General features: G+C 56.8%; 25 protein-coding genes and 1 pseudogene. 9 read left to right on the forward strand and 17 right to left on the reverse strand.

Annotated elements, in window-relative coordinates; translation table 11 throughout:
- Window positions 1–360: 360 nt before the first annotated feature.
- The 4 genes from AFE_RS11070 to istB form a co-directional block, all read right to left on the reverse strand.
- A complete protein-coding gene (locus tag AFE_RS11070) occupies window positions 361–822 on the reverse strand; it encodes a GNAT family N-acetyltransferase (protein ID WP_196491152.1) in 462 nt (153 codons plus the stop codon).
- A 257-nt stretch (window positions 823–1,079) separates the two neighbouring features.
- A complete protein-coding gene (locus AFE_RS11075) occupies window positions 1,080–1,556 on the reverse strand; it encodes a NuoB/complex I 20 kDa subunit family protein (protein ID WP_009561179.1) in 477 nt (158 codons plus the stop codon).
- A 76-nt stretch (window positions 1,557–1,632) separates the two neighbouring features.
- A complete protein-coding gene (locus AFE_RS11080; protein ID WP_012537178.1) occupies window positions 1,633–3,810 on the reverse strand; it encodes a PEP/pyruvate-binding domain-containing protein in 2,178 nt (725 codons plus the stop codon).
- Between the two features lie 88 nt (window positions 3,811–3,898).
- Window positions 3,899–4,648, reverse strand: coding sequence for an IS21-like element helper ATPase IstB (gene istB / locus AFE_RS11085; RefSeq protein ID WP_049756721.1), 750 nt, complete (start codon window positions 4,646–4,648; stop codon window positions 3,899–3,901).
- A 191-nt stretch (window positions 4,649–4,839) separates the two neighbouring features.
- On the opposite strand from istB, the gene AFE_RS11090 reads away from it, so the two are divergent.
- From AFE_RS11090 to AFE_RS11105, 4 genes are all read left to right on the forward strand, one after another.
- Window positions 4,840–5,121 (forward strand): BrnT family toxin, encoded by a 282-nt coding sequence (locus AFE_RS11090; protein ID WP_012537180.1) that lies wholly within the window; start codon window positions 4,840–4,842, stop codon window positions 5,119–5,121.
- Window positions 5,118–5,360 (forward strand): BrnA antitoxin family protein, encoded by a 243-nt coding sequence (locus AFE_RS11095; protein ID WP_009567395.1) that lies wholly within the window; start codon window positions 5,118–5,120, stop codon window positions 5,358–5,360. The genes AFE_RS11090 and AFE_RS11095 overlap by 4 nt, the downstream gene beginning before the upstream one ends.
- Before the next feature lie 207 nt (window positions 5,361–5,567).
- Complete coding sequence (locus tag AFE_RS11100; protein WP_012537181.1) at window positions 5,568–6,326, forward strand: AlbA family DNA-binding domain-containing protein; 759 nt, start codon at window positions 5,568–5,570, stop codon at window positions 6,324–6,326.
- Between the two features lie 90 nt (window positions 6,327–6,416).
- Window positions 6,417–7,214 (forward strand): DUF6615 family protein, encoded by a 798-nt coding sequence (locus AFE_RS11105; RefSeq protein ID WP_009567396.1) that lies wholly within the window; start codon window positions 6,417–6,419, stop codon window positions 7,212–7,214.
- Between the two features lie 671 nt (window positions 7,215–7,885).
- Here the strand turns inward: AFE_RS11105 and AFE_RS11110 are convergent.
- The gene (locus tag AFE_RS11110) at window positions 7,886–9,361 is read right to left on the reverse strand and encodes a plasmid recombination protein (protein WP_012607413.1); all 1,476 of its coding nucleotides are present in this window, start codon (window positions 9,359–9,361) and stop codon (window positions 7,886–7,888) included.
- A gap of 231 nt (window positions 9,362–9,592) precedes the next feature.
- The gene (locus AFE_RS11115; RefSeq protein WP_012537183.1) at window positions 9,593–10,594 is read right to left on the reverse strand and encodes a cation diffusion facilitator family transporter; all 1,002 of its coding nucleotides are present in this window, start codon (window positions 10,592–10,594) and stop codon (window positions 9,593–9,595) included.
- A gap of 99 nt (window positions 10,595–10,693) precedes the next feature.
- Here AFE_RS11115 and cadR point away from each other — a divergent pair, with 99 nt between their 5' ends.
- Window positions 10,694–11,170, forward strand: a complete 477-nt coding sequence (gene cadR, locus AFE_RS11120) for a Cd(II)/Pb(II)-responsive transcriptional regulator (RefSeq protein ID WP_012537184.1) — start codon at window positions 10,694–10,696, stop codon at window positions 11,168–11,170.
- 12 nt (window positions 11,171–11,182) lie between these two features.
- Here cadR and AFE_RS11125 read toward each other — a convergent pair whose 3' ends face one another.
- From AFE_RS11125 to AFE_RS11135, 3 genes are all read right to left on the reverse strand, one after another.
- On the reverse strand, window positions 11,183–11,833 hold the full coding sequence (locus AFE_RS11125; RefSeq protein WP_012537185.1) for a class I SAM-dependent methyltransferase: 651 nt from the start codon (window positions 11,831–11,833) through the stop codon (window positions 11,183–11,185).
- Between the two features lie 16 nt (window positions 11,834–11,849).
- Window positions 11,850–12,341 (reverse strand): ATP synthase F1 subunit epsilon, encoded by a 492-nt coding sequence (atpC, locus tag AFE_RS11130; RefSeq protein WP_012537186.1) that lies wholly within the window; start codon window positions 12,339–12,341, stop codon window positions 11,850–11,852.
- 124 nt (window positions 12,342–12,465) lie between these two features.
- The gene (locus tag AFE_RS11135; protein ID WP_225981802.1) at window positions 12,466–13,050 is read right to left on the reverse strand and encodes a cation transporter; all 585 of its coding nucleotides are present in this window, start codon (window positions 13,048–13,050) and stop codon (window positions 12,466–12,468) included.
- A gap of 217 nt (window positions 13,051–13,267) precedes the next feature.
- Between AFE_RS11135 and AFE_RS11140 the strand changes: the two genes are divergently transcribed.
- Entirely contained in the window at window positions 13,268–13,480 is a 213-nt protein-coding gene (locus AFE_RS11140) for a hypothetical protein (protein ID WP_012537188.1), read from the forward strand.
- Between the two features lie 148 nt (window positions 13,481–13,628).
- Here AFE_RS11140 and AFE_RS11145 read toward each other — a convergent pair whose 3' ends face one another.
- From AFE_RS11145 to AFE_RS11165, 5 genes are all read right to left on the reverse strand, one after another.
- Window positions 13,629–13,937 carry a hypothetical protein gene (locus AFE_RS11145; RefSeq protein ID WP_012537189.1) on the reverse strand — a complete coding sequence of 103 codons (309 nt, stop codon included), beginning with the start codon at window positions 13,935–13,937 and terminating at the stop codon, window positions 13,629–13,631.
- Window positions 13,938–14,052: 115 nt separating this feature from the next.
- Complete coding sequence (locus AFE_RS11150) at window positions 14,053–14,415, reverse strand: copper-binding protein (protein WP_012537190.1); 363 nt, start codon at window positions 14,413–14,415, stop codon at window positions 14,053–14,055.
- Window positions 14,416–14,543: 128 nt separating this feature from the next.
- Window positions 14,544–15,299, reverse strand: a complete 756-nt coding sequence (locus AFE_RS11155) for a cytochrome b/b6 domain-containing protein (RefSeq protein WP_012607418.1) — start codon at window positions 15,297–15,299, stop codon at window positions 14,544–14,546.
- A 58-nt stretch (window positions 15,300–15,357) separates the two neighbouring features.
- Window positions 15,358–16,047 carry an AIM24 family protein gene (locus AFE_RS11160; protein WP_012537192.1) on the reverse strand — a complete coding sequence of 230 codons (690 nt, stop codon included), beginning with the start codon at window positions 16,045–16,047 and terminating at the stop codon, window positions 15,358–15,360.
- A 67-nt stretch (window positions 16,048–16,114) separates the two neighbouring features.
- The gene (locus tag AFE_RS11165) at window positions 16,115–19,228 is read right to left on the reverse strand and encodes an efflux RND transporter permease subunit (RefSeq protein ID WP_012607420.1); all 3,114 of its coding nucleotides are present in this window, start codon (window positions 19,226–19,228) and stop codon (window positions 16,115–16,117) included.
- A gap of 244 nt (window positions 19,229–19,472) precedes the next feature.
- Between AFE_RS11165 and AFE_RS11170 the strand changes: the two genes are divergently transcribed.
- Window positions 19,473–20,699: an IS110-like element ISAfe3 family transposase gene (locus AFE_RS11170; protein ID WP_012606582.1), complete on the forward strand. Its 1,227-nt coding sequence runs from the start codon at window positions 19,473–19,475 to the stop codon at window positions 20,697–20,699.
- A 74-nt stretch (window positions 20,700–20,773) separates the two neighbouring features.
- Here the strand turns inward: AFE_RS11170 and AFE_RS11175 are convergent, their stop codons facing one another.
- The 3 genes from AFE_RS11175 to AFE_RS11185 all read right to left on the reverse strand — a co-directional run bounded on the left by AFE_RS11175 (window position 20,774) and on the right by AFE_RS11185 (window position 23,972).
- Window positions 20,774–22,222: an efflux RND transporter periplasmic adaptor subunit gene (locus AFE_RS11175; RefSeq protein WP_012537194.1), complete on the reverse strand. Its 1,449-nt coding sequence runs from the start codon at window positions 22,220–22,222 to the stop codon at window positions 20,774–20,776.
- Entirely contained in the window at window positions 22,219–23,529 is a 1,311-nt protein-coding gene (locus tag AFE_RS11180; RefSeq protein ID WP_012537195.1) for a TolC family protein, read from the reverse strand. Before AFE_RS11180 ends, AFE_RS11175 begins: the two co-directional genes overlap by 4 nt.
- Window positions 23,530–23,621: 92 nt before the next feature.
- On the reverse strand, window positions 23,622–23,972 hold the full coding sequence (locus AFE_RS11185; protein WP_012607422.1) for a hypothetical protein: 351 nt from the start codon (window positions 23,970–23,972) through the stop codon (window positions 23,622–23,624).
- Window positions 23,973–24,184: 212 nt separating this feature from the next.
- Between AFE_RS11185 and AFE_RS15775 the strand changes: the two are divergent.
- Both AFE_RS15775 and AFE_RS11195 read left to right on the forward strand, forming a co-directional pair.
- Window positions 24,185–24,475 (forward strand): annotated as a pseudogene (locus AFE_RS15775) (class I SAM-dependent methyltransferase); the annotation flags it as partial.
- 199 nt (window positions 24,476–24,674) lie between these two features.
- Window positions 24,675–24,938: an SHOCT domain-containing protein gene (locus AFE_RS11195; RefSeq protein WP_012537197.1), complete on the forward strand. Its 264-nt coding sequence runs from the start codon at window positions 24,675–24,677 to the stop codon at window positions 24,936–24,938.
- Window positions 24,939–25,001: the final 63 nt, after the last annotated feature.

Below are 25,001 nucleotides of genomic sequence, written 5' to 3' on the forward strand. Positions count from 1 at the left end.
AGCGCAGGGACTCTAGGTACGAGGCGCAGGCCGCTTCATCTGGAAAGACACGCTGAAATTCTGGTAATGCCGTCGGAAAACCACGTTCATCCATAGGCCACGAATATGCGATCATCGGAGGCTTGTCAACTAATAGTATAAGCATGATTGCTTCACTAGTTTTTTTCGCCGGGTCGTTATGGAGACAGCATGAAATAACGCTATCGAACACTCCCACCATCCCATAAAAATCAGGACCGGAATCGTCCTGATACGTGGTCTTAAGAGCGCATTGGCTTAATTATTATTTTAACCAGTAAATGTGCTACCAATATGAACCGAAATTTTATTTTCACTATCGGCCACGTACTTTTTTCTCACCTAACATTGGTTGCGACCAATGCTCTTGGTCATGCGTACGCAATCGATGGCAAAGCCTCTAGGCGACGGATAGGTGCTAACGGCTTCCCCATTGAATCCGCACTTTCGGTAGAATGGGGCTGCATTAAGCGTGGAATCAAGAAAGATCTCGGTGAGTCCCGTCGAAAGTACTAACCCCTCAAGATGTGCCATCATTCTTCGCCCAATTCCATGGCCCATGTAATCGGGATGGATAAATACACCATCGATTTGTCCAGACTCTATATTTATGGCACCGCTGCCAACTATCGCAACATCATCCATAGCCACATAGAATGAAGATTCAACCCAGGCCATAAACTGATCTGAAATATCGCCCTTAAGGTCATCCGTCCATGCTTCTATAACTTCTCTCTCATAGAATCCATTGCACTGTGCGCGGATTGCCGCAATGCGAACATCCCATATCTTTTTTGTGTCCATCCTATTTGCTTTCCGTATTACCATATTAAGCTCCATATTAATACAAAATGTGTGGGGGTTTAGTGGTTTTTATTATCTACATTTACTGATAATAATAAGGCATTATGTATCATAATATCGCATAGTTTATGCTTACCTATAAAGACTTGTTTTGTGCGCCGCGTAAACTCACCACGCTCCGGATGGGCGCTGCTCAGTGTCCCCCGAGCTCTTGCGCCCGGATGCGTGCGCAAATTGTCGAGTACGTCGGCCATAGATCACCTGGCTATCGTATTAGTGCGACGGATTTTTTTCTGTAGCTGTATCAGGCCAAAAATCAACGCTTCCGCCGTCGGCGGACAGCCCGGCACGTAAATATCAACGGGAACGATGCGGTCACAGCCACGCACTACGCTGTAAGAATAGTGGTAATAACCACCGCCATTGGCACAGGATCCCATGGAAACGACCCAGCGCGGTTCCGGCATCTGATCGTAGACCTTACGCAAAGCCGGAGCCATTTTGTTGACCAAGGTCCCGGCCACAATCATCAGATCAGACTGGCGCGGACTGGGGCGAAAAAGCAAGCCGAAACGATCCAGGTCATAACGCGCAGCACCGGCATGCATCATTTCGACTGCGCAACAGGCGAGCCCAAAAGTCATGGGCCAGAGCGAGCCGGTGCGGCTCCAGTTGACTACTGTATCAATACTGGTGGTAACAAAACCTTTTTCGAGGATGCCTTCTATTCCCATTTCAGCCCCTTATTGACCTGTAAGATTCATATGCGATGCCGTCACTGTCCCCTGCCAAGAACTATATGTGACATTTTTAATGTGTGTCTTCACGTTCTAGGCAAATTACGGTGCCCTTCTGGCCATCCACTTCCAACAAGTCCCCGTCATTAAGCTTTAGAAAGACTCCTGGGAGATTCATTACCGCAGGGATACCAAACTCTCGCGCGACAATGGCACCATGAGACAGATATCCGCCTGTTTCCACTACCAGTCCGCCAGCTTTGAGGAATAGCGGTGTCCACCCGGGGTCCGTGGATGGGGCCACTAGAATTTCACCGGGAAGCAGTTTGTGTCCCTCATTAGGATGACGGAGCAAACGTGCTTTGCCCCTGATGCTTCCAGTACCGGTAGGCACCCCTTGGAAGTGTTCTCCCTTGCGTTCTGTCCCCATAGATTCCGGACCCTGTCCATGCTGAATCTGATGGTGTTTATCCTCGACGATCACCTCGGGCGGCGTTTCCCGTAGCCAAGACTGGAACATCTCGGTACGTGCAAGAACACGCGCACGGAGACCGGCAGATGGTATCTTGCCTGCTAACGCCTGGAATATTTCGGGCATGGTCAACTGAAGAATATCGTCAGGCCTATCCAGACCATCCACCGCAACCAAATGCGCCCCAGCGGCAAGCAGCACTTGCCGAATCGGCTCCAGATAGGCAATTACCGCGCTGCGGGCAGATTCCCGCTGGTTGCACTCTTTGCGGGCTGCACGGGTCAGCGCCGCAATAATAGGTCGCCACCAGAACGGAACGGTTGCAACAATGCGCCGCATGGCTTTGGATTCAGCGGATCGCTGTCTTTCCCGAAGGGCCGATTCATCGATGCTGGCCAACTGATCTAAAGATGCCAAAAGATAGCCGGGCTCCTCCCGCCAGCGGGGGTTACGCAGGTAAGTTTCGTACAAACCACGATGGCCATAACGTTCGATAAATTCGGTAAAAGCCCGACGGAATTCATTATATGGCGGTATGGTAGCGAACCAGTCGTCGCTGGCCGCAGCAGACTCGGGGAACGGCCCAACTTGGGGGTCGGTCCGGGCAAGCCGTGCGAGCGCCATGAGTTCGTAGCCCTGTTGGGCGGTGACACTCGGCACCCCGCCAGCCAGCAGAGCGGTGGCAAGGGCATACCCCTCCCCAGGAAAGTGTTTCTCCAGTTGCTGCACCAGGAAAGTCAGACTGCCGCCGCTGGACCCTTGCAGAAAAAAAATATCCGATGCCCCGCGCACCGTTCGCAACCAGCGGATCAACACATCCTTCAGACCATTGCCATCTTGTGGAAGCGCTTGCTGCCGCCAACGTTTCGCTTGGAGTATGGCGTCGCCAACGGCCTTATCGGCCCGCCGACGGCGACCTGGAGCCAGCGTCAGGTAACGTAGGATGCGGGCCAGTCTGGATAATCGGTCACTGAGTAACGGGGGCGCCAACTCGATTTCGGGCTGATGGCCGCCAACCAGGGTATTCATGGCCTTTGGCGATACCCCTAATGCGTCGTATGCCTCCCATTGAATAAGAGATAGCTCAAGATACAACCGACCATGGAATAATCCTGCGCGCTGAACCCCTTCTAACAGCGGGTAGCCGGCCATCGCATAACCCTGCTCAAGCAGGGCGTTGACCAGCTTGCGGGAATTGCTCCAGTCCACCGGCGAAAGGGGGTCGGGTACCACCTCGCAAGTATTACCCCGAGACCAATAGGTCGGCTGTTCCTGCAGGATCGGGTAGGTAAGACGCGCACGTGCGGTCACCGGTCGTGCCTGCGTCAACCAGAAACTCTGGCCATCCCAAACCCATTCCAAATCGTAGCACGGCATGGTGAAATCGAGGGCTAGGGCAGCATCCCGTAACAGGTTGGCAAGCACCATGGCCTGTGAGGGTGTTAACACAAAAGCTGCGGCTTCGTCGGAACCTGTGGCACGGGTTTCCGTGCCACCCGTTGCCAACGGGACTGTTTTTTGGCTTTTTCTGCCCAGCTTCCGGGCAAGCGGCCATAAATGGTCGTCTAATGGGTCTTCGGCGAATAGGTATTCATCCCCGGCGGCTTGCCCGCTCACCAGAGACTCACCCAGCCCCCATTGCGCATGGATAATCAAGCGATCATCACGGCCATCGATCGGGTCACAGGTGAAGGCAATGCCGGAAGCCGTAGCGGGTAATAGCGGCATGATAAGCACCGCCATGGCGGGCGCATCGCCGGTATGACCTGAGATATCCATATGTTGTCACTGACCGGCAATATGGCGCCACCGATGTGCGGCGTAATGGCGCCATTTCAAAGTGCCTGAAATGGGGTCTCGAACGGTGTTAAGAATGGGTGTTTTTGGCTCCTTTCGCAATGGTGTTTTTCGGGGATTCCGGGAGCGGTCGTGGGGCGCGAAAACTATCGCCTTCCAGGATCAGTCGATAGGCGCCGTGGCGTAGCCGATCCAGGGTGGCCACTCCGAGCATGCGGTTGGCCGGGAAGACGTCCCCCCACTCGGCGAAGTCGAGATTGCTGGTCAGCATGGTGGAGACTCGCTCATAGCGTTCGGCGATGAGATCGTGGAAGTCCTCATCATGGGGCGGGCGCATGGGTTTGAGGCCGAAGTCGTCGATGATCAGTAGCGTCACTTTGGCGAGTTGGCGGAAGCGCCGGTCAAAGCCACCGGTGGCCCGCGCTGCATGCAGGGAGCCCACCAGATCACCTTGGGTGATAAAGAGCACGTCCATCCCCTGGCGAATGGCACAATGCCCCAGCGCCTGGGCGAGATGGCTCTTGCCGGTGCCACAGGGCCCGACGATCAGGACAGGTGCCTGCTCCTGCAGGTAGCGACCCGTAGCCAGATCATGCACCAGAGAGCGGTTCAGGTTCGGTAACCGGTCAAAGGCGAAGTCTTCCAGGGTTTTGTGATTCCGGAAGTGGGCCTGACGCAGGAGGGTGTCGAATTTCCGTTGGTCCCGGCGGGCCACTTCATCCTGCAGGAGCATGGCGAGGAACTCGGTATAGGCCAGTTGGCCATCGACAGCTTGCCGGTTGCGGGCCTCCAGGGAAGCCAGGATGCCGGACAGGCGCAGGGCGCGGAGGTTACTGCTCCATCATTCCGTCCGCCTATCTCCATGTCCAACAATCTGTTATGCAAGCACGTTCCCGGAAATTGTCCGGCATGGCCGACTAAGGATCGTTTGACGGACACCAACCCGAGTGCCAAAGGTGGTGGACGCACACAACGGCTTTTCTTTGGTGTACACTTGTGCAATCATGAGGCATGAGATTCACCTGGAACGACAAAAAGCGGCAAACCAACCTGCGCGATCATCGCGTGGACTTTGCCGATGCCGTCGGGGTCTTTTTTGATGACTGCGCCCTGACCACGGAGGATGTGGATGCCGAAGGTGAGCAGCGTCTGGTGACGATGGGGCGGGACTTCTTGGATCGAGTACTGATCGTGGTGTACACCGAGCGCGGTGGAGATGAAATACGCCTCATATCCGCCCGTAAAGCCAGCCCAGGAGAACGCAAAGCATATGCAGGAGGTGCGAACCCATGAAAGCAGAGTATGATTTCAGCCAGGCCCGGCGGGGTGCCGTCGCCGTAGAGCAGGGAAAGACCCGCGTGACCATCCGCTTGGATAACGACGTGTTGGACTGGTACAGAAAGCAGGCGCAAGAACATGGCGGCAATTATCAGACCGCGATCAACGCCGCCTTACGGGAACAGATGACCGCGCAGGATGGGGCACTAGAACGAGTGCTACGAAGGGTTATCCGTAAAGAAATGCTGGTATGATCGTAATGTCTCAAAATAGCCCTCAACCGGCAGGCGGAGAACCCCGCAAAACAGGGCCATCCGCCCAGCGGGGATCAGCGCCCATCAGACAGAAGGATGCATTCTGTCTCATCTACAACCGACAGGAAAATCATCGCATGATATATGGCATATCTCCTTGTTACATGGCACCGACAGTGCCGTCGAATTTACGTTAGATTTTTCATCATGGCACTCACAAAAAAACAGCACGAAGCATTTGCCAAATTCTTTGAAAGCCCAACACGGAGCGCTCTTAGAGATTTGCTCAAAGGCAACATTGGCGAGACAGACTACCTAGATTTCAAGGAGACATGGCCTGAGCCAGTGAAGCTGGCAAAGCACATATTGGCTATGGCAAATAGCGGTGGGGGAGCAATTGTTGTCGGCGTAAAGCAATCCGAGGATAACGCCGTCGAAGCTATAGGACTTGAGAAATTGGAGGACAAATCAGACATAAGTAAAAAGATTGCCTCCTACCTTCCTAGCGAGATCGCTCTGGAAATCCTCGATTTCACTTACACCGAATCTGAATATGAAAAGATACGAGGAAAGTCATTTCAGGTTATGCTAGTTGAATACAACCCAAAAATTGTTCCTCTGCTACCGAAGAAGGAAGGGGATGGAATAAGACGAAATGCCGTTTATATCAGAAAGGGCACTAACACGGAGGAGGCCAACTATGAAGACTTACAGGAGCTAATTAACAAGCGCCTGGAAACTGGATACTCGACCCAAAAGAGCTTCGAACTTTACAAACACTTGGATCAACTAAAAGTTCTAGATATAAATCAGCCAAGGAACAAGTCAAGGAAAGGCCGATTTTTCGGGGACATGCGAACTTTGGGGGATATATTTGGCCCACACAACAGTTTAGAGTACGACAAGTTTTTAGAGGGGCTGTATGAGAAAAAGAAAAAAATCATCGAGCGCGAAATTGGGTTGTAAATCTAACATGGCGCTCAACTTCGGTCGCTGGGCGCTGCGCGATAAAGCCGCGCAGCGCCAGTTAGCTCTACGTTATATCGGTATCCAATAATGACGCTTTGCAAAATCTCCCAGAAGAAAGCCTCTTGGATTTGGTCCACACTCCGAAATGCACGTCGGTATAACTCAAAGATTGGTGAAGAGTCCATTACGGATTTCTTTGTTCTTGAGTTGAAGAAGGCCTCGAAGGGGGCGTACTTTATCGACTCATTTACCCGCCCAAAGGAAAAGATCACGGGTGCAGATTGGGAGCTTTGGTTCACAGGGCCAACGAAAAAATGGATTGGTCTTCGCGTGCAGGCGAAAGTCATTTCGATCAACGGAAAGCGATATGCCCAATTACACTACAAGAGAAAAGATGGTACTTACCAAATTGATCAATTGGTAGCCGATGCAAAGAAACATAAAGCCATCCCTCTTTACTGCCTGTATTCCTATTGGCGCAGTACGGAAGCCGGCAAGATCAATTGGCCATGTGTGACGATAAAGCGAAATTCGAGACTATTTGGTGCCAGCATTTTATCCATCAGCAGCGTGAAAAAACTGAAGTCCTCGAAAGACGACACGCTCAAAAGTGTGGCAAAAAACATCAATCCGTTGCATTGTCTTTTTTGCTGCCAGGGCTACGCCCAAGGTGATCTTCCAACCCGTGCGTATGCATTCCTAAGAGCAAGAGACTATCTCGACATAGATGCCCAGTTGCTGCTCGACGATCCGCCTGAATATGTAACTAAGATGCTTGATAGCTTATCCGGAGAAAGTCTAATTTGGGCCAAAGACGAAAATCTTTCTAGAGTAACGATCATCCGAGAGGAATTAGAGGGTCCCATTGTCATTTCAAGTAGGTAGGCTGATATCCAGATTGCCACAGATCAGATAAGCCATGTTTTGGTCCCTTCAAACCCCTTTTTTGAAGGGACCAAAACATGTTAATCTGACATAATCAAAAATGGGTACAGAAGCGAGTCGTTTACATGACCAAGTTCGCGTTTAAAACGGATGCCAAATACTGGGCCGCATTTGTCTGGTTTTTGGAGAATGCATCCATCAATGATTTGTGAGATGCAGTAGAATCAGATCTCCCTGGGATTTATCAGGCAACCATCCAAAAAAACCTTCGTGCGCAGTACGAAATCTACGCGAAAGGTGAAAGTTGTCCTTAGAATTAGGCGATATAATGAGACAGATTGGCAATATAAATGAGTTTCATGGTCGGGATTCATCGCGTTAATGGACGAGTTGTCGTGCTAATCTGCGCTTTTTCCAATCGCCTGCTCTGCAACAGCAAACAGTTGTTCCTGTTGCAAGTCTCCTGCCAACGCTACACCTTTTAGTGGTTTTGTGTGAAACGCCTATTTCGTAGACCATCGGATTACTAATCCGGGGGTCTGAAATGACAAAACCAGCAAATACCAGCATTGCAGCGCGGGGTGTGGCGTGGTTTTCGGGGAGTCGCCCAAATATCGCCCAGCCAACCTCAAAAAACGCTATTCCGTTATACGGTAACGGCCTGCACCGCCTTAGTACCCCGGCGTATCGCCGCGTCCCTGCCCCGTCATGATAAGCCGCTGTTCCGCCAACGCCTTCCGAAAACTCGCCATCGAGGAGGCCGATTCAACGGCTCTCAAGGTTTTGCCGCGATTCATAGACGCATTTTCGATACCCAGTATATGGCCCACATGGGTGCCGATGGTTTCCAGTCTCAGCTTGAGCTTTCGGTTTTCATCCAGCACCGAAGCATAGTTATCCAGCCGTTGTTCGCGTGTTTTCAAGGCGGCATCCCATTCCAGTAAACTGCTTTCCTTGTGCTGGACCTGGGCTTCCCGCTCTTTCACGTTCTCCTCACGCCTGGTCACGTTTTCATGGGCTTCCCGGATGGCGTTCCGCCCCATTTGCACCGCTTTGTCCCGAATATATTCGGCTACCTGTGCGTGGTAAGCATCCACGGCCTCCTGGGATAGAATCCTGTTTCTGGTCATCGGGATGATCTTCCCCTCCAGCACGGGCATGGCATCCCGCACCTGTGCCGTGACGGCTTTTTTCTGCTGGCTCTGGGCATCCAGCAGCGCCACCTCCTGCCGTTTTTTCGCAATGCCAGCATCCAGTTTTTCAAGGGCTTCACGATTGGCCGCAATGTCAACATCAAGCTTGTTTTTTTCATCATCAAGCTGACGCTGTTTTTCCTCCGCATCCTCTGCACGTTTTTTGTAAACTTCCAAGCGTTTTTTAACTTTTTCTTCATCGCCTTTCTTTTGCTCAAGATCAATTTGCGCTTGTTCAGCCAAACGGATATTTTTTAAGTACCGATCCAACGCTTCCTCTGCTTCAATTTCAATTTGCTTGCGCCGTTCCTCAACCTTGGCAATGTCGGCAGGAAGCGTTTCATGAAGCTGCTTTACTGATCGATGTATCCAGTTAGCGGGTTCTTCACCGTCTGCGATTCTCTTTTTTTTGCTCTTGCCTCTGGTGATACCCAAGTCGGACACTTCATTCCCGGCCACATCCTGCAACATCCGCAGATCAACGGCAGCCAAATTCATGGGGATTTCATGGCCCGTCTCTTGGTCATGCTTATAGCTTCTCAACATAAAATGAGCATGCGGTGCGGATTCATCACGATGCACAACCAGACTAATCAATTCACGATCGGCCAGCTTTGCAGTGCGTTCTGCGATCTTACGGAAAACTGCATTTTGTTTCTCTGGCGTCATGTCATTAATGATGGATTGCGCTTCTGTTCCAAATGTCACAATGCCAGAAAGCGCCAATCTTCCATCCTTGCGGAACCCACGCTGCTTCGCTTTTTTTCGATGCCGGATGATTTCTTGCTGGAGATGATCCGCAGATGGGCCTGCTATCAAAATGGAATTTTTATCGCTTCTATCTTTGTCCACGTACTTAGGAATGCGCTTTGCGTCGCGCATGTCATGCTGCTGCTGGCCGCCATAGGTCACACTATTCAAATGCTCCAGTCGCACACTAATCGTCATCGTCATGGTTCTATCCTCATGCATCGCGTGGGGGTTTCAAAAGGGGCCGCCCCTTTGCCTACTGCTTAATCGCCAGATTAAGCTTAATAGATTAAGGTTAGTCTCGACCTCTAACCACGCAAAACATGATACGCGCCGATAACCGACATCCGAAACACAGGCTGCAATGGCGCCAAAATGTCACCATCATGTCCCCATGCATGCTCCGACCCGACCCATGGCCACCATGGGGTCAGCTCACGAAACAGAAAAATCGTTTTGCTGGCAGGCGCAATAAGGTCTCCCCGGAGCCAGTGCGCATGGATGGGCCGGATCGCCTGTCTCCACCTGCAAGGTGGGATGGTCGATGCGAAAGCGCGCCTGCAATTCATCGCTGATTTGGTTCAGAAGCGCGTCCCCCGGATAGCCGTTCGGCATGACCAGATGCGCGGTCAGCGCCGTTTCCGTGGTGCTCATGGCCCAGATGTGCAGGTCATGCACCGCCGTCACATTCGGCAGAGCGGCGAGATAGGCGCGTACCACCTGGGTTTCGATCCCTTCTGGCACGCCATGCAGGGCCAATTGGGTGGAGTCCCTCAATAACCCCCAGGTGGCGATCACGATCACCGCGCTGATGAGCAGACTCACCGTGGAATCCAGCCAAAACCAGTGCGTAAAAAGCATCACGATTCCCGCGATGACCACGCCAAGCGAGACGACAGCGTCGCTTGCCATGTGCAAAAAGGCTGCCCGGACATTCAGATCGCCCTTGCGCCCCGCTATGAACAGCAGTGCCGTCCCGGTATTGATCAGCGTCCCGAAAGCCGCCACGCCGATCACGATACTGCTGTCTACCGGAGCTGGATGCAGCAGACGCTGAATCGCTTCCCAGGCGATCCCGCCAGTCACCACCAACAGAAATACGGCGTTGGCCAGTGCCGTCAGGATAGACGAACTGCGCAACCCGTAGGTGAAACGGACTGAGGGTGGGCGGCGGGCCAGGGCAGTGGCGCCCCAGGTCATCAACATGGCCAGCACGTCACTGAGGTTATGGCCGGCATCCGCCAGCAAGGCCAAGGAATGTCCCATCACCCCGAACACGGCCTCAACCAGCACGAAACTCAGATTGAGCGCCACCCCGATGGCGAAGGCACGGCCGTAGCCCGCCGGGCCATGGGCATGATTATGCCCATGCGCGTGGCCATGGGTCTGCTGGTGACCAGTGGCATGGTCATGATCATCATGTTGGTCGTATGCCATATATCATCCTTCCCCAAAAAAATCCGAATGAATGGCCATTACAAACCTTGTAGTCACTACATAGTCAAGGATTTATACTGCGCATTTTGGGGGAATAATATGCGAATCGGCGCACTTGGACAGGTGACCGGCGTGGATCCGGAGACCATCCGTTATTATGAGCGAATAGGCCTGTTGCCCGCGCCAACCAGGCGGGCGAATGGTTATCGCGCTTATGGCCCCGCGCATCTGGAGCGACTTGCCTTTATTCGCCATTGCCGGGCGCTGGATATGCCACTCGCGGATGTGCAGCGACTATTGCACTTGCTGGATCACCCACTGGACGATTGCCAAGACGTGGATCGACTGATCGATACGCATCTGGCGCACGTACAGGGAAGACTCCAGTCCCTACAAGCGTTGGCGCGGCAGCTTGAGCAACTGCGCGGACGTTGCCATGGGCAACATGCAACCGCCGAATGCGGTATCCTGCATGAGTTGGTGGCCGCCGCCCAAGGGGAAAACTGTATATGTCATGGCGGTTCGGTCCAGGCCCCCTTGAAGGATGTGCAGCGATCGGTAAGCCAAACAGGCTGACAAGGATTTTCCTTATTCCGTCTCCCCCGAAATGACTACCAGGCCGCCCCAGGGCAGCGTGTGGGGCAGCAGATGTTCCAGCGTTCGCGCCATCCCGTCCCCGGCAGGAAGAAATATGGCGGAATGCACCGCCAGTCGGCGTACCGGCAAACCGGAGAAGAAGTCGAGCAACTCGTTGGGACGATGCCAGTGCGCCCCATGGTAGGCCCCGCTCCCGCCGCCCTGCCCTTTCTGTCGATAAAGCAGGCTTGCCCGGTTGAGCCAGCCGATGACGAAACGCCGGCGCGCCACCCGCACGATCTCGGCCACGGCCCGCCGCTCATCTTCCACAAAACACAGTGCCGCAACCGAAACCACCTGGTCGAAACTGCGGTCGGGAAAAGACAGTGCGCGAGCATCTCCGGCTATCCAGCGGATCTCAGGGGGGCCCTTGGCACGGGCGAAGGCAAGCCAGTCCGGGTTGGGATCCAGGCCAGTGACGAGGAGGCCCTCTTCGGCAAAGCGGCGGGTGAACCAGCCGGTACCACAGCCCACGTCCAGAAGTGTGTTCCCCGGCTGCGTCTGCAGGAGCCTGGAAAGCAGGCGGAACTCCGCCATGCCGATCCAGCGCCCGCGAGGGGTATCATACCAGGCGTCATAGGCGGCGGCGTCCATCGGCCCCATACCCGGCCCGGAGCCGTCAATCCTCCAGTTCCTGCACGTTCACCTTCGGCACATTCTGCAAAGCCGGGCGCTCCCAATGATAATTGCCCGTACCGCCACCCCGTTGCTCCTGTATCTGGTAGCGCTGGTACGCATGCAATTTTGCCACTTCCCGCTGCAATTCCAGTTCGGCGCGGGCAAAATCCATCGCCGGAACCGCACGTTTCGCCAGCGTACTTTGTGCGTCCTTGATGCGTTCCCTGCTTTCGTGAATATCGATATCCGCAATCCGCAGGCTGGCATCGGCGAGGATGGTTACGATATCGGGTTGAATCTCCAGCATTCCACCCTCCAGAAAAAGAATCTGCGTCTGGCCGTCTGGCTGGGTAATGCGTAACTCGCCGGGCCGCAGCCCGGACAGCAGGGGCGCATGCCCCGGCAGAATACCGATCTCACCCAGTTCCGCCGGTACCGCCACAAAACGCGCCATACCGGTGTAGACTTCGCCATGGACATCGACAACATTCAAGCGGAATGTTCTATTGGGGTTTAAGGAGCCACGGAACGTAAAACCCGGTTGCCCCCTTGTCCAAAGCTGTTGCCTGATTTCTTTCGGTCATGGCTTGTCCGTGCAAGCCGAACCGCTGCACGGTTTAACGGGATGAAACGGGCGCACGTAGTGCTTTCAAGGATTGCCGCAGGACGTTAAGCGCGGAGCTGAGAAACACACCGGAGATAAGGGCACCGACGATGATATCCGGCCAGCGCGAGGCAAGCAGGTAAATGCTGCTGGCGGCTAGTAAAACACCGATATTGGCGATCAAATCGTTTCGAGAGCACAGCCAACTGGAACTCATGTTTAGGTTGTGGCCACGGGATCGGTACAGAAGAAAAAAGCACACGAGATTTGCGATGAGTGCCAGCACACCGACGATTCCCATCGTTTCGATACCCGGCATGGCGGGGTGAAACGCCTTGTAGGCTGCCGTCCCCAACACACCAAGCCCAAGGGCGAGCATGACGCCGCCCTTTACCAGGGCAGCAACTGTCTGCCAGCGCGCCGACCGTGCCAGCGCAAAGAGGCTGAGCCCATACACCAAGGCATCGCCCAGCATGTCCAGCGCGTCCGCCAGCAGCGAGATTGAATGGGCGATTAGGCCCGCCGAGCCCTCCACGAAAAACATGGCAGCATTGATGGCGAACACGATCCACAGCACACGTCCGTGACTGTCGCGCATGGCATCTATCTCGCAGCTTTTGTTTTCACAGCAATTAGCCATTTGTGGGATCCCTTGAGTTTTCTGTACCTGACGGTAGCGTAACCTCCGTACCGGCTGTTCAGTGAATATATACCCGAATACCTCACTAATATCTCTAAAATCCGTTATGGTGATGTCGTCTTACGCCAACAAGCGGCAACGCACGGCTGGCTGGATCCACAGGAGCCTTTACCTGATGATGGTGAGCTTGCGGCAGTACCGCAGGCACTCCGTGCCCATCCAGTATGTTTTCACCCCCAAGAACCATGAGGGTGGTCACCCAACTGGTGACCACTTCGCAACGAAAACCCCCGCCCTATCTGATGAACCTCTTGATTTCAGCGAAAGGGAACTGCTGTTTTTAGGATTAACCATGCACTCTTTCCTCGGCTTTCAGCGGTCCAAATGACAGGAGTTTTGCCTTCAGCGCCACGACCAACTTTCGCCCGGCCGCCCTTTCCCCACAAAGGCATCGTCCCGTACATCAAGCCATTCATCCGGTAGATACAGCGTTCCTGCCCGTCATGAAGGTCTGATGGCGCCAGCAGCCACCCACATCAATAAGCGTTTATTGCCTGTATTTGTTTGCCAATCTCGGCAACCTTTTGGGCGTTCTTAACGACTTCCTCCCAGCGACCATCCTTGATCTGTACAATCATGGTGTACGTTAAATATTCTGCTTTATCTTTCAGTATTTTTGTCTCATACCTTGGATTAGTTGGCGCATGATCTTCGCGTGCATAGGCAGATAATGGCGCGGTCATAAGGATCATCATCATAAAACCCCGCAGGGCAGCATGGCGAAGTCTGATCGTCATGATCCGTATTTCTTTGTATATCTCCTGGTGGGATGTTTCTAATGTCATGGCGAATCCTCATGTATTGACTCAGATGAATTTAGTAGCGATCCAGTGGATGATATAACCCGATAATATCCCCGTGGTATTCCCCGATGAGCCGGATTACAGTTACTTCGTATTTTCATTGTCTGACCGGCGTGATCCTGGTGATGACGTACCCCCCGGCGGTATCCTTTGCGAAGACGAAATTCACGATCTCTCCAGTCTTGAGGCCGTTGAGCATAGCCGTGTTCTGGAGCAGGAAATTCATTGACATACTGGGCCAGCCAAGGGCCTTGACGGGACCCATGGCGACATTGGCCGTGTTCGCATCGGGATTGATGCTGTTGATTTTGCCCTGCCCCATGAAGGTCTGGGCCTTGGTCGCTTGGCCTGATACGGTGCCCATATTGTCCATGCCTGGCATGTTGCCCATGGCCGCATAAGCCGGAAGCGTGGCCGCTGCCGAACACGCCAGAATGAGGCTGAAATAAAAACGTTTCATGTTCGTCTCCTTGCTGTTGGTGAACTGTTCGTTTATCAAAGTTTAAGCACTTAGTTATGGCAACAATTTCCGGTGTCCCTCCTTTCCGCCCACGGCGAAATTGCGCGTCCGTTCTGCTCGCCTATCCATCACTCATGCCTGCTTTTCGTGTCATCTCCGTTATTTGAAGTCATGTCGTCCAGCCCTTCCGTCCCGCCGCTCGGTCCGCCTGGGTCCGCCTGGACACTGAACGCAGCGTCCCAATCGGCATGAAGGGCTTGGTATTCCGACTCGGTGAACCCCTTGTGACCGTGGATCATGGCCGATATCAAGCCGTGGCGACCCGCGATCTCGTGCGCCATCACGAGCGCCACATGGACAATGACGAAGGCAAGCAGCAGAAAGAAACCCCATTCATGCATCACCATCAACGGGGAGTGCATCGCTTCGCTATCCGGCATGAGCGAGAGACGGATACCCAAGGCAATCTGCACCACGGCAATCAGGAAAAAGACGAGATAGGCGGGGCCGGCGAAAGCGTTATGCCCCCGATAGGGAGAAATCGGGCGGCGGAAACCGCTCAGATAGCAGGCGAGGGTTTCCCGCCAGATGCGGCGCTGGGCTGACGTCAGGGGCAGGAGGTCGCGCCAGCGCGCCGTCGGCGGGCCGACAAAGAGCCAGATGATGCGCACCACCAGCCCGGCGGCGAAAGCATAGCCGCCGACATAATGGATGATGTCGATCTTTCCCATCAGGGCGTCAGACATGTCGTTACCCAAGGCCAGGAGGGTCGCGCCTGAGGTGAATTGCGCCATCATGGCAAGCGCCATCCACCAATGCAGTGCCCGCAGCAGCGGGTCCCAGACAGGGTGCAGGATATAACGGTTATCCGTTGTTGAGTTCATACTTCCTCCAGGGTCTGCGTATCATTGACCAAGCCCACAAAGATCCGGGAAACAGCCCTCACCATCGCGCAAGGCCGACCCCGCCACTTTGCATCCAGATGGTCCCGGGACCCTGTGCGCGGCATATGCCCCAATTCGCTCCTGCGGCCAGATCCGTAGAAAGCGATCCCAGCCCAATGGATTCCCATTGGATCGAGGAATCACGAGCGATCCATGCCCCCGGATCCAAGTCCAAGGATTCCCCTTTCGCCAGTGTGAGTTCCCAGACGTCCCCGTGACCGTGCAGCCAAACCAGCCCCTCCGCATCCCCTACCACGGAAAAGCGATCAATGCTTGACGCGGTGTCCCCTGTGACCCAAGGTCCGTCGCTCTCGCCGGAGAAGCTCTCGATGTGGACCGCGCCGCTCGCCGCCAGAAAGTGCGGGGTGGGTGCCAACAGAGTATCTCCGTCATGCAGGCTCACCCCGAATATCTTGCCGACGCAATCCCGGCTGAGACTCAATGACCCGGGTCCGGATGCCATCATCAGCCACGACGGACGATCCCAAAAACTTCGAGCGCTTTTCGGCGACGTGGCCGAAATGATGGTTTTCTGGTCTTTCCACAATAAGGTGTGATGCTCAAAGAGCACAAAACTCAAAGGGCCCAAGTCCAGCGTCAATACCGGGGTTAATTCCCCATCCAGACGGAAGCGGATCCCGCCATGCCCCCCCATCTTCGCCGATGTCAATAATTTCGGTTCCATCATCAATCCTCCATGCCTACGCTTCGTTAGTGTTGCCACGAACTTCTCCTTCCCACTTCGCACGGCATCATCACCGCAGGCCCAATCGCCGTTTCTGCCACAGGGCGTAGAGGGCGGGGATCACCAGCAGCGCCAGTAACGCGGCGCTGAACATGCCGCCCACCATGGGGGCGGCAATACGCTTCATCACATCGGCACCGGCGCCATGGCTGAACATGATGGGCAAGAGGCCACCCACCACCAGGGTCAAGGTCATGGCCAGAGGCCGCAGACGCAGCATGGTCCCCTCGATGACGGCAAGCTGAAGATCATGCCAACTCTGCAAGGTGTCGCGGGCCTGCCGCCGGATGAGGGCCTGATCCAGGTAGAGGAGCATCACCACCCCGAATTCTGCCGCCACCCCCGCCAGGGCGATGAAGCCCACGGCCACGGCCACCGAGAGTTTGTAGCCGAGCCAGTAGACGAGCCAGAAACCGCCGACCAGGGACAGGGGCAGGGTGAGCAGGATGATGGTCACCTCCACCCAGTTTTTGAAGTTGAAGTAGAGGAGCAGGGCGATCAGCAGAATGACGGCGGGAATGACCAGCTCCAGGCGCTTGGCGGCCTGCTCCATGACCTGATACTGGCCTACCCAGGAGACGGTATAACCTCCTGGGAGACGGACGGCTTTCGCAATCGCCGCCTTGGCGCGGGGCACATAAGCACCGATGTTGGTGCCGGGCTTCAGGTCAATGTAGATCCAACTGTTCAGCCGACTGTTGTCGCTAGTGAGCATGGCTGGCCCTCCCTCGATGCGGAGGTCGGCCACCTGGGCCAAAGGGATCTGGGCGCCGTCGGGAGCGGCGATGCGGCTTTCCATCAGGGTGGCCAGGGACTGGCGCAGTTCCCGGGGGTAACGGAGATCCACCGGGAAGCGCTCCAGCCCTTGCACCGCAGTGGTCAGGATCTCGCCGCCGATCGCCGTCTCCACCAGACGGTTCACATCCGCCACCGAAAGACCGTAGCGGGCGGCCTTGGCGCGGTCGGTGTGCACGACGATGTAGCGGCCACCGGTGACGCGGGCCGCATAGGCGCTTTGGGTCCCAGGGACCTTGCGCAAAACCGTTTGGAGGTCCTGCCCCAGGCGGTTCAGGGTATCGAGATCCGTTCCGCCGATTTTAATGCCTAATGGCGTCTGGAGACCGGTAGTCAGCATATCCACCCGTCCTTTGAGCGGCTGCGTCCAGATATTCGACAGGCCGGGGACTTGCAAGGCTTTGTTCATCTTGCTTTGCAGCTTGTGCATGGTCATCCCGGCTGGCCACTGGTCGGGATTTTTCAAATTCACCACCGTATCAAACATGGACAGGGGCGATTGATCGGTCGCCGTTTGTGCCCTTCCGGCCTCGCCGAAAACCGTCTCCACCTCGGGGAAGGTCTTCAGGATGCGGTCCGTTTGCTGCAGGAGCGCGGCCGCCTGGCCGATGGAGACTGCCGGATCCTGGGTGACCGGCATGTAGAGCAGCGTCCCCTCGTTCAGGGGTGGCATAAATTCCGACCCCAGGCGATTCCAGGGGTAGTAGAGGGTGGCCGTGAGCAGCAGGGCGAGGACCAAAATGATCCAGGGAGCGCGCAGGACACCGTGGATGACCGGTCGGTAGAGGAAAGCCAGGACCCGATTCAGGGGGTTTTTGCTTTCGGGGAGGATGCGGCCGCGAATGAACCAAGCCATGAGGATGGGCACCAGGGTTACCGAGAGCATGGCGGCGGCGGCCACGGAAAATGTCTTGGTGAAGGCGAGGGGCGCGAAGAGCTTGCCTTCCTCGCCGCCCAGGGCGAAGACCGGCAGGAAGGAAACGGCGATGATGATCAGCGAGAAGAACAGTGCCGGACCGACCTCCTCCGCCGCCGCTATGGCCGCCGCCCAAGGGTCGACGCCGGGGTTGTGTTCTAAATGCTTGTGCATATTCTCGATCATGACCACGGGGGCATCCATCATCACGCCGATGGCGATGGCGATGCCGCCCAGGGACATGATGTTGGCGGGGATCCCCAGAGACCACATGATGAAAAAGGCGGCCAGTATCCCCAGCGGCAGGGCGATGAGCGCCACCAGCGCCGAACGTGCACGCAGCAGAAAGAGCAGGGAGATGAGCGCCACCGCCAGGGATTCTTCCAGCAGCTTACCGGTCAGGGTATGGATACTGCGCTGGATGAGCGGAGCTTGGCTGTAGGTGGTGACAACCTTCACGCCCTTGGGCAGGGAGGGCTGGATTTCCTTCAGCTTGCGCTCGATCTGGTGGATGAGGGCGTAGGCGTTGCCGCCCTGGTTCATCATGACGATCCCGCCCACCACCTGTCCGTGGCCGTTGAGCTCGGCAATCCCGTTGGGCAACTGCGGCCCCAACTGCACACGGGCCACCTCCCGCAGTGTAATGGGCACGCCGTTGCGCACCCCCAGCGAAGCATCCTCCAGGGCTTTCAGGGAATGGATGTAACCCGAGGTACGGACGATATAACTCGCTTCCCCCATATCCACCACCGAGCCGCTGGTCTCCCCGTTCGCGGCGCGGATGGCGGCCTCCACCTCCGGCAGGGTCAGGTTGTAGGCGAGGAGTTTCTGGGGGTTCACCACCACTTGGTACTCTTGCACCATCCCCCCCACCGTCGCCACCTCGGCGACGCCGGAGATGCCCTGCAGTTCGTACTTGAGGAACCAGTTCTGCAAGGTGGTGAGTTGGGCCAGATTCAAAGTTCCGCTGGGATCGGTGAGGGCATACTCGAAGATCCAGTCCACCCCCGAACTGTTGGGGCCAAGGGCCGGCGTGATCCCCGGCGGCAGCTTGGACTGCACCTGGCTCAGGTATTGGAGTACCAGATTACGGGCCTGATAGATGCTGGTGCCACCCTTGAAGAGGACGTAGACATAGGAATCCCCGAACATCGAGTAGCCGCGCACGGCTTGGGCGCCGGGCACCTCCTGCAGGGTGGTCTCCAGGGGATAGGTCACCTGATCCTGAACGATCTGCGGAGCCTGGCCCGGATAGGAGGTCTTGATGATGACCTGGGTGGGCGAGATGTCGGGGATGGCCTCCAGGGGAATATTGATCACCGCCAGCGTACCGGCGACGGTCAACACCAAGACAGCAATCATGACCAGCAAGCGGTTTTCCATACACCAACGCATGATCGCCCTAACGGACATTGCGACTCGCGCCACCCCAGAGGATGAAAGAGAATGGGGGGTGAGGAGATGGCGGATTGAGGTCGAGCAAGTTTTTGGTGATTCCATCCCGACTCTAACGTGACCCGCCAGGCCGACTCGTACCCCGGATTGCCTCCCTTGAGAGCGCACATTAAAAGGGCCGCCTGAGGCTTGCCACAGGCTGGTGATTTCGGCGCTGGCATTCGCCATCTCTCCCTTTGATAGTAATTGGAGAGACGTCGTTATGGAACTGCAATCCCTCTTTCACCGGGTTATCGGACTGGATGTTCATCAGGCCCAGGTCACCGCCTGTGCCATTCTCACGGACCCTGACGGAAACGTTACGATTGAGCGCCGGCAATTTGGTGCTTTTCAGAAGGACCGGAAGGCATTGGCCCTGTGGTGTGCCTCCCATCGGCCCGATACGGTGGTCATGGAGAGCACCGGGATCTACTGGAAGAGTCCCTATGCGGCCCTGGAAAAGGTGGGGATCCAGGCACAGGTCGTGAACGCCAGGCACGTCAAACAGGTCCCCGGTCGCAAGACCGATGTTGGGGATGCAGAGTGGCTCGCCACCCTGGCTCGAGCCGGACTGCTGCGGGGTTCCTTCGTTCCCCCGGCACAACTGCGGGAGCTGCGGCTGATCGCCCGACAGCGGCAAAATCTGGTGGGCATGCTCTCGTCGGAGAAAAACCGCTTGCACAAGGTGCTGACCGATGGCGGAATTCGACTGGGGGTGGTGGTCAGCGATATCCATGGGCAATCGGCCCGGGCCATGATCCAGGCCCTGATTCAGGGGAGTCCCCCGGAGGCCGTACTCCGACTGGCCAGCCGACGGCTCAAAGCCAGCCAGGAGGAGATCCTGGATGCCCTGCAAGGCGAGTTGAGTGCCAGTCACCGCTTTGTCCTGGACGAGACGCTCCGCCATATCGAGTCTCTGGAGGCCCAAATCGCGCGCTTCGATGTCCAACTGCTGGAGGGCTTGAAGCCGCAAAAGAATGCTCTCGAACTCCTGCAGACCTTGCCGGGCATCGATACCGTGGGTGCTGCCTTGCTGCTGGTCGAAATCGGAGACGACATGAGCGTCTTTGGGAGCGCCGATCGACTGGCCTCCTGGACCGGCCTTTGTCCCGGGAACAATGAGTCTGCCGGAAAACGGAAAAGTGGGCGAACCCGCAAGGGCAACCCGTATGTCCGTCGGATCCTCTGCGAATGCGCCCACGCCGCCAGTCGTACCCACTGCGCCCTGCGCTCCAAGTTCCAGAGTCTGGTCGTCCGTAGGGGGCACAAGCGCTCCATCATCGCCCTGGCCCACAAAATGCTGCGCATCATCTACTTCATGCTCTCACACGGCAAGTACTACCGGGATGCCGATACGGACTATGAGGCACTGAGTGTGCAGCGCAATGCTTCTCGCTGGATCAAGAAACTGATCAAATTCGGCTTCCTGCCGCAGCATCAGCCAGCGTAGAGCGTCACTTCGATCCCAATATGGCCACCCGATGGCCAGGGATTGCCGTGCCCATTCCACGGATTTCTTTCACATTAATCATGGGATTGACCTTCCTGGCCCCTGTTCATTCCGGGCGTGGTACCCGGGCCGGACGAGGTCGGGGGCGTCGGTGGGGCGCCTGCATCCCCGGCGGGAGCGGCCGGCGCCGGGGATTCCCGGCCCTGAGTCAGACCACTGTTCTGCGACCGGGAACGTCCACTGCCCGGCATGGCACTCGTGGTGGGCGCCGTGTTGCCACCCAGCATGCGGGCCTTGACCGACTGGAACTGGGATTCGGAATAGAGCAGGAACTGGGCGCTCTCCACCACCCGGTCGCCCACCTTGAGTCCCTTGTCGATGGCTACCCAGCCGTCGGTTTCCGGCCCTAGGGCGACCTGTACCGGCAGGAAGTGCCCTTGGCCCTCACCCAGCATCACGTAATCCCCCTGAGCGGTACGCAGTACGGCGCTGCTGGGCACCGCCAGGGTCTCCTTGGGGCTGGCTAAAATAGTGGCGGTGGCGTAGGTGCCGGGGCGCAACTCTCCGCCGGGATTGGGAAAGCTCAGCCGGGCCGTCACCGTCCGGTTTTTGGGGTCGAGGGTCGGATAGAGAAAGTTCAGACGTCCTTCCCAGTCCTTGCCGGGATAGGCCGGCAGATGCAGGCGCACGGGGTTGCCGATCCGTATCCAGGGCAATTGGTAGGAGTAGAGCGCTACATTGACCCATACCCGGTCGAGATTGGCGATTGCATAGATATTCGTCTGGGGCGAGACGTAACCACCTTGGCGCACGTCGAGGCTCTCGACCACCCCGGAAGCAGGCGCCAGGAGTGGCACGTCCCGTTGCGCCGTCCCGCGCTGGGCCAGGGCCGCGATCTCGCCTTCCGGCATGCCCAGCAGTCGCAATTTCGCCTTGGCTGCCGCCAGCAGAGCCGAGTCTTCCGTCGTTCCGCCCTGGCGACGGGCAATGAGATATTCCTGTTGGGCGCTATACAGCTCGGGAGAATAAATCTCGGCGAGTACCTGTCCGCGCCGCACGGGGTCACCGACGGCGCGGACATTCAAGCGTGTCACCCAGCCGGAGAAGCGCGGATTGACGGAATAGACGCGGTTCTCGTCCACTGCCACGGTGCCCACGGTGTGGATGGCCTGACCCATCGGACGGCGCTGGACATCCACGAGACGCACTCCCAGGTTTTGGGCTAGGCGCGGATCGATGCTGAGGCCGGACGCCTTGGGCGCGTTCGGACTGGAGGCATAGACCGGGAGATACGCCATCCCCATGCTGTCCTTCATTGGGTGATCCGAATGAATCTTGGGGTTCATGGGGGCGGCCCAGTAGAGGATATGCCGTCCCTTTGGCGTGCCTTCCTGAGAATGGGTTGCGGTGGAGTTGGCACTCGGTGCCGCGGCAGGGACTCGCAGCCACCACACCGCGCCAGCCCCCAGACCTACACCAATGCCCAGCAGGCCCATGCCGATGATCCAGTTGCGTGCCTTCATGGTTGCGTTGCTCCTTGGGTGGTGAGGAAATCCAGCTCTGCGGCGCTGAGGTCCAGGTCGCGGCGGTATTGCAGGCGGGTCAGAGCATAGTCCAGCACTTCTTTCTGGGTGCGCAGCACCGCGCTCAGTTCGGCACGTCCCGCCGCGTAGGCGGCGAGCGTCGCGGAAAAGGCATTCCGGGCGGTGGGAAGCAGTTGCCGATCGGTGCGCTCCAACCGGGCCTTGAGGGCTTCATAACGGGCGAAGGTGGTGCGCGCCTGCTGGGTCAAGGCAAGGTGCTGATCGTCGTAGCGATATTGCGCCTGCAGTGCCTTGGCCCGGGCGGCGGCGACGTCCTGGTCCTGGCGATCTCCCGGAAATATGGGCAGGCTCAGGTTGACCCCCGCTGACAGCCAGTTGGGGCTGCCGGGGTAGAAATCCTGGCCATAATCGACGCTGACCGTGACTTCCGGCCAATAGCCACGCTTGGCCACCTGCACGCCAATTTGCGCGGCGCGCGTTTGCGCCTGGGCGGACCGCAGGAGGGGTTGGCCGGAAAGCCGGGCTTCCGCTTGGGCAAGGGTGGGCGGGGGTGGCAGGTTCGGCCATTGCTTTTCTATGGACGGCGGTTTCCGTAGATCCAGGATCTGCGCGATTTGCGCCAGATCGCTCGCCTGCTCCGCCTGTAATTGATTGATATCATTGGCTAGGCTGTCGCGCGCCAGTTGTGCGCGGAGTACATCGGCCTGTGACCCTTGCGCGGAGCGATAGAGTGCCAGCGCCGCTTGCACGCTCTCTGTCTGCAACTGTTCCTGATGTCGGACCGTTGCTACCGCATCTTCGGCATAGAGGGCTTGCAGCCAGGCGCGGCGCAGCAATAACACCAACTCGGCAGACTGGCCGCGCAGGGTATCGGCCGCCGCCTGGGCTTCCACCCCTGCCTGCTGCCCTTCCAGCCCCAGTTTGCCAAAGGAGGGAAAAGTCTGGCTCAGGCCCACGCTCAGCATGCTCATCTGCTGCTGGTTCATGGAGAAGTTGTTGAGGGGTGCGTTGACCACACCGAGGGCGAGGTGCGGATCGGGGAGTTGGGCTACCGCCACCGCTTGGTGCCGCAATTCCGCGATCTTTTGGGTCAGGGCGCCGAGACCGGGATTTTGCCGCAGGGCGATCGCCTCTGCGCTCTGCAGGCTCAATGAGACGGCACTGGCATAAGGGCTAAACACCATCATCAGCATGACGGGAAGGGAGAGTAGCTCTGCGCCCCTGCGAATAGCCGCAACCCACTTTAGAAAATATTTATTTCCAGAACTTCTTTGCACATCGCTCATAATAGTCTCCACATGCGGCCCGGGTTAGGGCCGAAGACGCGAATTTCCTGTCCGGCGCGACTATGCGCGGGACTACGGATTCAGGCGGGAGGCTAAATGAGAAAACGAACTGCGGAGAGTGGGGGAAGACCAGTGTGGGCCGCAACGTGGAGAAAATGGGGAACGGGCTTAGGAGAAGGGAGAGTAAGCCAGGACGCGACGGAAACGGCGAGAGCCGACATGGCGGGGGTGATGTTGTTGGCACTCTCCGCCACCGGCGTCATCATATCGTGGTGGCAGCAAGCAGTCAGGCAGGTGCCTTGCTGGGCCGGAGCGCCGAGGGTCTGCTCGCAACGCGGTGTTTGTGTGCTGTGTGCGGCTACCCCTGTCATCGACAGGGCGCACGGCGCCGAGGCAGCGTCTACAGGTGCCAACATCCAAGGCAGCAGTAGAAGCAGGGCCATAAAGGCTATCCGGCGAACGAACAGGCGAAAAACGCGCACGGCACTCCCATCTCAAGCTGCTAGTGTGGCCATCACAACACAACGGCCATCAAAAAGTCAACGCTTTCCCGAACCCGCGACTGAGTGCCGCGCTTCCCGCCCTTACTGGCGCGCCCCTTATCCATAGCTTTTTCTATCGCTCCAACCGTCGGTGTTTGTAAGTCTTTTCCGACGGCGAGATCCTCCATCTCTGGCGGGAGGTCCACGAAATGGCCGTCCAGCACTTGGAAGTCCTGGACGTGGAAAACTTCCGCCCCCACTACGCCCAGAACCTCATCCACCGGGTCCGCAGCCTGGAGGAACACAAGGAAGAGGCCATCGCCATGGTCGGCGAGAAACGCTATCGCATCTGGGCAATCTATGTGGGGTGCCGTTACCAATATGTGGACCGAAGTTACCGCGAGGCAGAGGTGAGATGGGAAGAATCCAATGGTCAACAGGGGGACCATTGGCAGCGGAGGTAGAGTGGCCGAGGGACTTGCCTAGGACCATATCCTCAATCGCCAGGACACTGATGGCTGAGGTGGTCCCCATCCATGGGATAGTCTGAAAGAAGATGGAATAAGTGGACACCGCCTACTACACTGAAGTGGCGTTGAATGGTCAGCAACGAGTGTTTGTTCTGGGTCCGTGGCGTAGCGAGTGAACGACGAGGAACAGAAAATGTGGCCTTACATGATGGGTGGTTTTGGCAATGGTTATGATTGGACAGGGTCGGTATTCATGGTCCTGTTTTGGGGTTTGCTTTGCCTTTTGCTGATTTTTGCCATCGTTGCCGGCGTCATGTTGCTGGTGCAGGCCTTCACGGGTCGCGGGATTCGGGGCGGCGAGAAAAACACCGCGCTGGATGTGCTCCATGAACGCTATGCCCGCGGGGAAATAGGAAGGGATGAATACCTGGAAAGACGTCGCGACCTGGAACAATAACGTTTCTCCATCCACCAAAGCGGGCCCGGATGCGCCACCAACAGGTGGAACTGTGGTAGACAT

It is taken from the genome of Acidithiobacillus ferrooxidans ATCC 23270, assembly GCF_000021485.1.
Lineage (GTDB): Bacteria > Pseudomonadota > Gammaproteobacteria > Acidithiobacillales > Acidithiobacillaceae > Acidithiobacillus > Acidithiobacillus ferrooxidans.